Here is a 9,513-nt window from a genome sequence, read left to right on the forward strand (position 1 = left end):
GAATCTCTCTTTGGATGGGCTATGATTCTTTATCTATTCCCCCCGCAAAACCACCGGTTCCAGGTAGAAGCTGCCCATGTCCGTCCAGGGCCGCTCATTGTCCTTGTCCACCACCACTGCCGGCTCCCACTCCGGTATATCCTGGATCACAAACCACAGTCCCTGCAGAACCTCTTCGCCATCTCCGCAAACCCGGCTGACCAGCTCCCGGAGCCAGGCCCCGAGCTCCAGGCCTTCACCTTTGGCCTCCCGCCATTCCTGCCTGGCCAGGCTCAAAAAATCCTCTTTCCAGGGCACCCGGCGGGTCTTGATCTCCTCCGGGACATATTCCTCCAGGGCCTTGAGCTGGTCTGTACTTACAGCTACAGGCTTCTTCTGTTCCTGCCTGCTCCAGTTCAAGCGTATTTCAGGCAAGCTATACTGTTCAAGCACCGGCATGCAGAGATCGGTCTGCAGGGCCCGGGCCATGACCTCCTGCTGTTTGCGGACCATCCGGTCCCGATAGGCCAGAGAGCCTATCAGGCTCTGGTAGGAGACGCATTCATGGATGAAATGAATGATATGGGCCAGCATCTGCTCAATACGCCGCCGCAGTCCGTCCAGAAAATCAAGACACAGCTCCACGTCCGCGGACAGATGGGCCGTAGCCGCCTTTTCCCGGCACTCGTAGAGCAGCTCGTATAAAGGATAGTACGGAGATCCGGTCTGCAGGGTCTGCAAGAGCTCCTCCAGGTAGTGCCTGCTGGTCTGAATGGTCTGCACGGCCATTTCAAACGCCTGGTCGTCCTGCCCCGAGCCCAGCTCCTTGACCCGGGATTCCTGTTCCAGGATGGATTCTTCAATGCTTTGCAGCTTGTACTCCATGCTCTCGGCCACAGAGCTCAAAAACACATGCCGCAAAAACCCCTCGAGCTCTTGGATATTATTGCTTTCCAGATGGCTGCGCAGGATGCTGTAGGCGTGGTTGATGTGGGTGGACAGCTCGTCGCTGTCCAGACTGATCTCGGCCATGACGTCCTCAGCCAGCCCCCGGCCCAGGCGGGTGAGGCAAAAGGCATCCCGGCCTGAACCGGTGATGGACCTGCGCACCAGGCGATACTGCAGGAGTCTTTCCAGGGCCGCAGAGCTGGAAATAGCATCCGTCAAACGCAACGTCTTGACCGCCTGATCAATCTGCCAGGCCAGCTCCCGTTCCGGGATGTCTTTCTGCCGGGTGCTTTTCTCCCAGAAATAGAGCCAGCCGACAAAGACCAGATCGTGGGGCGTGAGCTTGAGACCGGCCGGGAACTTGCCCAGCAGCTCCCGGAGCTGAAATGTGAAGTCTTGCGCTGTTTCCTGGGCCATTGTTTGTGGCTACAATACGGTCTTTCTCTTGTCCAGCCTCAGGCAATATTTCGTATTGCTCAAATTCTGGTTGTGAGAGGCAGCAATAGTATTCTATGCTGCATGTGCTTGGGCTACGACTTCAAATCTGTTACTTGGCAGCTCAACCCCGGAATCCTGGACTGAAGAAAGCTTGGTTTGTTTACTTTTGTCCGATCAAAAGGTATGACCAAAATCCAGAAGCACAGTCATTTTATTCTGCTACAGATACGGTTGTTGAAATGAATATTGACAGATAAACTCAAACAAAATGAGAATCGGGCAATTTGGACCCGCAAATACCATGCAAGACAAGCGAACAACAAGCGCCCGGGAAGTCGTCCAGGAATGTTTCTGGGGCGACTACACCCTTTCTGCCCAAGACCTCCTGGCCAAACTCGATTCCGAGGACCCGGCCTTTCAGCGCTTTTTGTTTTCCAAGATCGTGGAAAACAGCCGCCACCCATCACGACATCTGCGAACTTTGTATCTGCCGGAACAACTCCATGCATTGCTTAAGGAACATATGCCCAGAGCGCGAGATCAAAAGCGCATTCGCCTGATAGCCGCCAACTTGACCCAAAACTACGCGCTGGCTCCGGAGTATCAATGGCGGGAATAGATTACTCAGACTTGTATACCTTGCAGGACAAAGTCCTGGCTGCAATATTTTCAGAAGATACCAGTTTCTATCTCACCGCTGGCACATGCCTGCACAGATTTTACCTTCACCGCCGTTATTCAGACGACCTGGATCTGTTCACCAATGAGAATGCCCTGTTTCGCGAAGACGTTCGCATTGCTCAGAATCTTCTTGATTCCCACGATATTGCCTTTGACCTTCAGGTCGATACCCGGGATTTTGTCCGGCTGCGCGTGTCCTCAAAACTTCGGGTGGATATGGTCAACGACCGGGTGTTTCGATATGGTCGAAGCGTCCGCTCAATGACAGGTATTGCCCTGGACAATATTGAAAATATCTGTGCCAACAAGATCTGCGCGGTTATTGGCCGGGACGAACCCAAGGATGTTTTCGATCTCTATTCCATCTTTATACACATGGACATAGATTGGGCGGTAACAATTGAAGCGGCCAGAAAAAAATGCGTCCTGGATGGGGAAGAGCTTGAATACAGGCTCTCTTCTTTTCCCTTGCACCTTCTGGATCTGCTCCCTGTGATTGACCAGGAATATATATCGGAGATGAAATCGAACTACGCGGCATTCGTTGCTGAATTGAACAAAATGATCTAATTGCGTTTTCCCAGCGGTCTTTGCGGCTTGGCGTGAAAAAATTTGGCTCTTCGACGTTAGCCGTGAATTTTGTACAAACCCGCTCATTAATGTCCATAAACCAGGATTAATACCTCTTTTATCAGCGTAAATCAGCGTAATCAGCGGCTAAAAACTCTTTATCTTTGCCCTGATGCTTGAAGAATGAAGCCAGAAGAATTTAACCGCTGATCTCGCAGATCTACGCAGATGGGTTAATCCCTATAAAGGAACGTATCTTTAATGCTCAGGCTGACCCGTCCCTTGTTTGCATCCACTGCGAGCACCCTGATCCGGGGCAGATACTGGTTCACGGACAGAACCTCCATGGGATGCTTGATACGTTGCGTGCTGAGCTCAGAGATATGGATCAAACCGTCATTTTTCAGCCCGATATCCACAAACGCCCCAAAATCGACAATGCTGCGCACCACGCCGGAGACAAAATCCCCCTCCTTTAAGGCTTCTATGTCCCGAACATCATCCCGGAAAGGAATTGCCGGCACATCCTCCCGGGGGTCGAAGCCCGGCTTTTTGAGCTCAAATACAATATCCTGTAAAGTCTGCCTGCCTATCCCCAACTCCCCGGCTATGTCGGCCAGTTCTTTCCGGTCCAGCTGATGCGGGTCATATTTTGTCCTCAGCCTGGTAGCGGCGGCATAGCTTTCCGGATGGATACCAGTGTTGTCCAGGACATCCCGGCCGTCTCGTATGCGCACAAACCCGGCACACTGCTCAAAGGCCTTGGGCCCCAGTCCCTTGACCCGGAGCAGATCTTTCTTGCCCTGAAATCCGCCCTGCTCTTTTCGCCAGACCACAATACTCTCAGCCAGCTTTGGTCCCAGCCCGGACACATACGAAAGTAACGCGGCGGAGGCGCTGTTTATTTCCACCCCCACCTGATTGACCAGGTCTTCAATGGTCTCATGCAGCTTGTTCTCTAAAAGCTTTTGATCCACATCATGCTGATACTGGCCTATCCCTAAGGATTTGGGATCGATTTTGATCAGCTCGGCCATGGGATCGCGCAGGCGCTGGGCTATGGACACCGCCCCGCGTACAGTCACATCCAGATCCGGATACTCTTCCTGGCCCAGTTTGGAAGCCGAATACACCGACGCCCCGGCCTCAGAAACCACTGTATACTTAAGACCGCTTTTCGATTCCCGGATCAGGGAGGCAAAAAACTCCTGCGTCTCCCGGGATGCTGTGCCGTTGCCTATGGCCGCCGCCTGAACCCCGTGCCTGTGGACCAGATCCAAAACGGTGTCCCTGGCCCCTGGATAGTCCTTTTGCGGAGCTGTGGGGTAGATGACGGCAAAGTCCAGGAGCTGCCCATGGGCATCTATGAGCGCCAGTTTGCAGCCGGTACGATAGGCAGGATCCACTCCCATGAGCACCTGTCCGCTCACCGGCGGAGTCATCAACAGTTGTCGCAAATTTTGACCAAATACAGAAATTGCCTGCCGGTCCGCCTGCTCTTTCAGTTCAGCATGGATCTCCCGTTCAACGGAAGGAAAAAGCAACCGCTTGAACCCGTCCCGGTAAGCGTCTTGCAGATACTGCCCAGAGCTTTGGGCCTGTCTGGGAATGTGGTGCTTGAAAACGTTCTCCAGGAACCGGTCCTCATATATGCGCACCTTAACCCGGAGCTGTTTCTCCCGCACCCCGCGCATAATTGCCAGATACCGATGGGAAGGAATGGAGGAGATCTTTTCCCTGACATCTACGTGGGCGGCAAAGCCTGCCTGGGGATCAAACTCCTTGCCCTTCTTGATCTCCAAAACCCCCTGACGCCGCATCTGCTCACGCAGAATTTTCCGTTCCCCGGGATCGTCACTGAACCGCTCGGCAATGATATCCCGGGCCCCCTGCAGGGCCTGCTGACCGTCAGCCACCTCTTTGCCCACAAAATCCATGGCCCTGGCTCGTAGCTCTTCTGCCGACAGGCTGGCTTTTTGCAGAATATCGGCCAGGGGCTCAAGCCCCCGATCCAGGGCCTGGCCGGCCCGGGTGCTCTTCTTTTCCTTGTACGGCCGGTACAGGTCCTCAAGCTCGGTCATGGTCTTGGCTGCCTGGACCTTGCTTCGTATGTCCGGGTCTAACCGCCCCCGCTCTTCGATCAGGCGCAGGATATCGGCCTTTCGATCCAAAAGCTTGTGGCTGAAGGCATAGGCTTCTTCAAAAGCCCGCAATTGTTCCTCGCTCGCCCCGCCGGTAGCTTCTTTGCGGTATCTGGCGATAAACGGAATGGTCGCTCCATCCTTGAGCAAGGCCAGAATATTGGTCACAGCCGAGGCTGATATCTTGGTCTTCTCAGCCACAAGAGTGGTCAGTTCATCCATGAGATGGCCTTTGTTTTGAGTAGTTGTGAGACAAAAAAACGGAGTCAAGAAGGGTATAAGACTGTCTTTATGAATTTTAAGCAGATACTGATCAAGCGAGAACCAACAAAAGGAATATTTACCCGCCATAAATAATTGACTTTATCAATGTTTGACAAAATTATTTTTTGCTGCATATGAGGGAGTCATGAAGCACAAGGGTAAATTTCAAAAGGTCAGTGCGGCCGCCAAGAGGATGTACGGTCCCAGGGTCATTCTTGTGTGCGGGTATCCCCAGGATGAACATGAGCCTTTTTTGAGCTTTCTGAAGAAGACCAAGGTCGCCGATTTCCCGGTCGTATTTGCGGTGCAGACCGATCTGGAACGAAAGGTGGGAGAGATCATCGATCAAGAGCACAAGAGCGGTTTTCTGCACAGCTCACCCATGCCCAGGGCGGTGATCATGTCCGGGGTGACCGGCAAAGAGATGAACAGCCTGATGCAGGGATACAGAAAGGCACGGTTTCCCCTGCAGCTGTGGGCCTCCCTGACCCCGACCTCTGAGGCCTGGACCCTGCAGGAACTGCTCAGCGAGCTGGAGGTGGAATCCAGGGCCATGCGGGGCAAGAAGGGATCCTGAATGAGGCCCGGGCAGCTTGAACCCGCGGATACCACGCATATTGACCAGGAATATGTATCGGAGATGAATTCAAGCTACGAGCCATTCGTTGTTGAACTTATCAGGCTGATCTAATAGCGTTTTCCCATTTGAATTGCATGTGTATTCTTGGCGATCTTCGCGACTTGGCGAGAAAAGATTTGCCTCTCGCAGAGCCGCCAAGAACGTAACGTAAACCGAAGCGAAGAAACATTTTTACAGGAAAAAGAGCCCCCTTTCCTGGATAAAGCGAAAAAGCGGTGGATACAGAAGAAAAGAACAACTTCATAGATACATACCTTGCGATTGCAGTGATATCATTCGCCGCGTAAATGTTCAGGCCAAGACTGTGCGCCGTGCAAGATACGCAAAACACGGACAGCACTCTCCTGGACACAATAAACAACAATGAACGGTGTTCTGCTGACAACTAATTCCCTGGTGGCCTCAACCCGCCCCTGACGGCCACATTGTGGAAATTGTTCAAGAGTTGCCGTTTGTTCCATGATCCGTTCATCCACAACGACTGCGGTCAATGGATCGTCTTGTTCGATATAGTCGAATATTCTGATCCGGTCTTCAACCGCGAAACAAGACCACTCGACCCTCACTCCTGTTCTTCCTCGTGCTTACGTCGCGCCTTGGCTCGTCGGACCTCGAAAAGGGTTTCGACTTGGTCATGCGGGATAGGAGGACGCAAATCTTCAAAAGCTTCTTTGACTTTGGCCCGAAACCAGTCATCATGAGCAACCGGGTCGGTGGTCAAACCAGCGGGAAGACCTCCTTCATGGGCCACACGGGTCAATAAAATGCGGACGGCATCAGAGACAGTCAACCCCATTCCTTCCAGCACCTCAGCGGCACGTTTTTTTACGTCGGCATCAATCCGGGTTTGAACAAGAGAGTTGGCAGACATGTTTACCTCCTTGGTCTTAGCATGTTCAATGTAATGCACATGATTGACAAAGTCAATGATTTTTTTCAAGTGAGGAGCAGTATCGACGAACAGACGAGAGACGAATCTTTTCTTCTCTCCCAACCTGACACTATGTCTCAAAATGTATGCGAAGCTCATCCTACCCGACAGGCCGGCAAAGGCGGCTGAAGGGAAAGGCCCAAAGTATGCATGCTGTCCGCCACAAAACAGCTCCGCATGTCCGGTTATTTGTCCGGTTGTAAATCCTATATGATAAGGAAATATGGACAACAGGCCAAGCTCATATGACCGGTTCAAAGTAATTGTTTCGGGCTCATATGATCTGTTGCTTATCCACCTCGGCTATTGGTACACTGATATTTATTTTTCCCGCTTTGGGAAAAAAATTTTTCAGATTTGCCGGAGATAAGGCTGAAAAGAAAAGGGAAGAGTCATGGGAGAAATGGCAGATTCAATATTGGACTTTGCGCAACCCCTGATCAATGCAACAGACGGGTCACAGGAGCAAATCAATAATGCCCTCAAAATCGGTCAAGTATGTTGGAATCTGGCGTTAATGCCTGAAAAGGAGCGGGAAGAACACATCGAGAACTTGCGGCAAAACCTAAATATGGAGGAATCTGAGTTCAGGGAGTTCCGTGACTCGGTCATTGAGCCCATGGTTCAGAGACACCATCAAATGTTTCCAGGCATGGCCCAGTCTGGTTCGCAGACAATACACGTATCTCCGAGTGAGGAGGAGTATCCGGGCACACCACGCAATGCCCCGTGTCCGTGCAATAGTGGGAAGAAATTCAAGCGGTGCTGCGGAAAGTGAATCCCAAAATCATGCAAAATAAAAGAACAACTTCATACATACCTTGCGATTGCCGTGATATTATTCGCTGCGCAAATGTTCAGGCCAGGGCTGTGCGCCTCGATCCTCACTCCTGCTCTTCCTCGTGCTTACGTCGCGCCTTGGCCCGTCGGACCTCAAAAAGGGCTTCGACTTGGTCATGCGCGGGATAGGGGGACGCAAATCTTCGGAGGAGCGGCAGCGACGAACGGTCGAGAGACGAATCTTTTCTTCTCTCCCAACCTGACGCAATGTCTCAAGTGTATGCGAAGCTCATCCTATACGGCAGGCCGGCAAAGGCTGAAGGCGACTGAAGGGAAAGACCCAAAGTATGCATGCTGTCCGCCACAAGACAGTTCATTATGTCCGGTTTTTTGTCCGTTTCGAACACTACAGCGACAGGTTGTGATCCCAACCCAATGTTTTGCCCCCCGGACCGCCAGTCACGCGTCTGCGCGTGACTGGCCATTCTGGGATCGCCAGGCGTCTGCCTGGCTCTTTCAAGGTTTGCTCATGCCCGAACTGTCGCTGTAGTGCTAAAGCCGATACAATAAGTAAATGCGGACAATAGGCCATACTCCCATGACCGGATACCATCCGGCTTTCACCCACCCCCTTTCTTGCCCTGCCCTCCCCTACTTCCTTAATAATTCCTTGTCATCTTTCCGACATTAGGTTATCGTGTCGCCAATTTACTCGGCAGCAGGGTATCCAGCGAGATTTTTCAGTTATTGCCCGGCCGCGATCTCTGAATACATCGCAACCACGCAAGACGCGTGGCTTATCACGCAAAACGCGTGACAATCCAGTGGAAATCATTTCTCTCTGGTCGCTCCTTTCTGGATCGAAATGCCCGGTTTCTGGTCCCGGATCGGGGGTCTGCCCCGGATTTGGATCCGGGGCCGGAACGACGATTCCCCATCTTCATTGGGACAGGCCTGCGCGCGAATGACGAAAAAACAAATGAGATTCAATCTGTCGCTGTCATCTTTGCCTCTGAGCAGAGATTTGGGATCAGGCAGCACCCTGCTGGAAGGGGACGATGGCAGTACTTATGTTCAGCAATTTTTTATGGACAGGCCTTAATTCATTTTGTCAAGAAGTCATGAACTAATGCCCAAACATAGAATATTAGAAAAGGTCTTCTCTTGTAATCAGTATGGGGCAGACCAAAGCTTTTTGAAGCCAGACCACCAGCCTTTGAGCTTAATCACCATTGTGATGGACGGGGGGATTGGAAAATACTGTTTATGGCATAAATATAGTTGGGCCAAAGGAAAAAGCAAGCTTACAGGGATGCAGGTGATTGTAAAGACGATTATGGTATGGATACTAGGACAGCGCTATCCAATTCCCTTAAGCAAATAGTTAACAAATATTCTGACGCAAGCGTTTTGAACATGCCTGAACGTAAATTCAATGAATTCGAGCAAATAATCATTCGTAGCGGAAACGAGCTTGGTGCGGCAGTATTGCTCATACTGGCATGGATCGCCGCAAGCGATGGCACGATAGACAAAAAAGAAATTAAGAAGCTATCCGATATATCTTCTGCCGCAAAGTATGCTCAGGAGATCGAACCACTGCTTCGTTTGGTCAAAAATCGTAACATAAACGCCCTTCAACTTGCATGCGAAATTGTCAATCGCAATTTTCGTGGCGATAAAGCCAACCTTTTCATTGAGATGGCCATTGGGATGGCAATTTCAGATGGCTACTTACTCCCCACAGAAAATCATATTTTAAGGTTTCTCGCAGATCTTTTGGGAATAGGCAACTCTGGCCTTAACGCTTTATTTGTTGATTCAACTTTCGGGGCTAAAGATAGATTCCTTGCTGCCTTCAACTAATTGATGTTTTGAGATATTTTTTATTGAAGGATCCTTTCTCTTTGTGTATAATGTCGTTACGACGCAACAAAAACACAAAAAAGGAGAAAGGATCCAAATGCAGGCTAAAGATTTTATCCATGAGGGTCAAGTTGATGAGTGCAAGGCCAATCGCATTGACCATTTCTTCTCCTCATTTAATATAGCGACGATTTTGAACAGATGTCGAATACGTAAAGCTAAGGGTTTTGCAGCAAAAGATATATTTTTTACACTTTTCGCAGTCTCTTTCTTTG

General features: G+C 50.8%; 9 protein-coding genes. 5 read left to right on the top strand and 4 right to left on the bottom strand.

The annotated features are described in order from the left end of the window. Positions 1 to 33: 33 nt before the first annotated feature. Positions 34 to 1,344, bottom strand: a complete 1,311-nt coding sequence (locus N902_RS0109835; RefSeq protein ID WP_027370798.1) for a hypothetical protein — start codon at positions 1,342 to 1,344, stop codon at positions 34 to 36. A 322-nt stretch (positions 1,345 to 1,666) separates the two neighbouring features. On the opposite strand from N902_RS0109835, the gene N902_RS0109840 reads away from it, so the two are divergent. After that, positions 1,667 to 1,984 (top strand): hypothetical protein, encoded by a 318-nt coding sequence (locus tag N902_RS0109840; RefSeq protein ID WP_027370799.1) that lies wholly within the window; start codon positions 1,667 to 1,669, stop codon positions 1,982 to 1,984. Beyond that, positions 1,972 to 2,616: a nucleotidyl transferase AbiEii/AbiGii toxin family protein gene (locus tag N902_RS17335; RefSeq protein ID WP_034622447.1), complete on the top strand. Its 645-nt coding sequence runs from the start codon at positions 1,972 to 1,974 to the stop codon at positions 2,614 to 2,616. The genes N902_RS0109840 and N902_RS17335 overlap by 13 nt, the downstream gene beginning before the upstream one ends. A 233-nt stretch (positions 2,617 to 2,849) precedes the next feature. On the opposite strand, the gene N902_RS0109850 is transcribed toward N902_RS17335, so the two are convergent. Beyond that, positions 2,850 to 4,979: a helix-hairpin-helix domain-containing protein gene (locus N902_RS0109850; protein ID WP_027370800.1), complete on the bottom strand. Its 2,130-nt coding sequence runs from the start codon at positions 4,977 to 4,979 to the stop codon at positions 2,850 to 2,852. A 187-nt stretch (positions 4,980 to 5,166) separates the two neighbouring features. Here N902_RS0109850 and N902_RS0109855 point away from each other — a divergent pair, with 187 nt between their 5' ends. Then, positions 5,167 to 5,598 (top strand): DUF3783 domain-containing protein, encoded by a 432-nt coding sequence (locus N902_RS0109855; RefSeq protein WP_027370801.1) that lies wholly within the window; start codon positions 5,167 to 5,169, stop codon positions 5,596 to 5,598. 335 nt (positions 5,599 to 5,933) lie between these two features. Here the strand turns inward: N902_RS0109855 and N902_RS20630 are convergent, their stop codons facing one another. Both N902_RS20630 and N902_RS20390 read right to left on the bottom strand, forming a co-directional pair. After that, positions 5,934 to 6,227, bottom strand: a complete 294-nt coding sequence (locus N902_RS20630) for a type II toxin-antitoxin system RelE/ParE family toxin (RefSeq protein ID WP_027370802.1) — start codon at positions 6,225 to 6,227, stop codon at positions 5,934 to 5,936. After that, a complete protein-coding gene (locus tag N902_RS20390) occupies positions 6,224 to 6,823 on the bottom strand; it encodes a type II toxin-antitoxin system RelB/DinJ family antitoxin (RefSeq protein ID WP_244147402.1) in 600 nt (199 codons plus the stop codon). Before N902_RS20390 ends, N902_RS20630 begins: the two co-directional genes overlap by 4 nt. 421 nt (positions 6,824 to 7,244) lie before the next feature. Here N902_RS20390 and N902_RS20635 point away from each other — a divergent pair, with 421 nt between their 5' ends. Both N902_RS20635 and N902_RS17345 read left to right on the top strand, forming a co-directional pair. Continuing rightward, a complete protein-coding gene (locus tag N902_RS20635) occupies positions 7,245 to 7,370 on the top strand; it encodes an SEC-C metal-binding domain-containing protein (RefSeq protein ID WP_425246718.1) in 126 nt (41 codons plus the stop codon). A gap of 1,418 nt (positions 7,371 to 8,788) precedes the next feature. Next, complete coding sequence (locus N902_RS17345; protein ID WP_161635171.1) at positions 8,789 to 9,238, top strand: TerB family tellurite resistance protein; 450 nt, start codon at positions 8,789 to 8,791, stop codon at positions 9,236 to 9,238. Positions 9,239 to 9,513: the final 275 nt, after the last annotated feature.

The sequence above is a fragment of the Desulfovermiculus halophilus DSM 18834 genome (genome assembly GCF_000620765.1).
Lineage (GTDB): Bacteria > Desulfobacterota > Desulfovibrionia > Desulfovibrionales > Desulfothermaceae > Desulfovermiculus > Desulfovermiculus halophilus.

What these genes read in the sequence shown, in the direction of transcription:
- N902_RS0109835 (WP_027370798.1), bottom strand. Translation starts at nt 1,344, where the DNA reads ATGGCCCAGGAAACAGCGCAAGACTTCACATTTCAGCTCCGGGAGCTG.
- N902_RS0109840 (WP_027370799.1), top strand. Translation starts at nt 1,667, where the DNA reads ATGCAAGACAAGCGAACAACAAGCGCCCGGGAAGTCGTCCAGGAATGT.
- N902_RS17335 (WP_034622447.1), top strand. Translation starts at nt 1,972, where the DNA reads ATGGCGGGAATAGATTACTCAGACTTGTATACCTTGCAGGACAAAGTC.
- N902_RS0109850 (WP_027370800.1), bottom strand. Translation starts at nt 4,979, where the DNA reads ATGGATGAACTGACCACTCTTGTGGCTGAGAAGACCAAGATATCAGCC.
- N902_RS0109855 (WP_027370801.1), top strand. Translation starts at nt 5,167, where the DNA reads ATGAAGCACAAGGGTAAATTTCAAAAGGTCAGTGCGGCCGCCAAGAGG.
- N902_RS20635 (WP_425246718.1), top strand. Translation starts at nt 7,245, where the DNA reads ATGGCCCAGTCTGGTTCGCAGACAATACACGTATCTCCGAGTGAGGAG.
- N902_RS17345 (WP_161635171.1), top strand. Translation starts at nt 8,789, where the DNA reads ATGCCTGAACGTAAATTCAATGAATTCGAGCAAATAATCATTCGTAGC.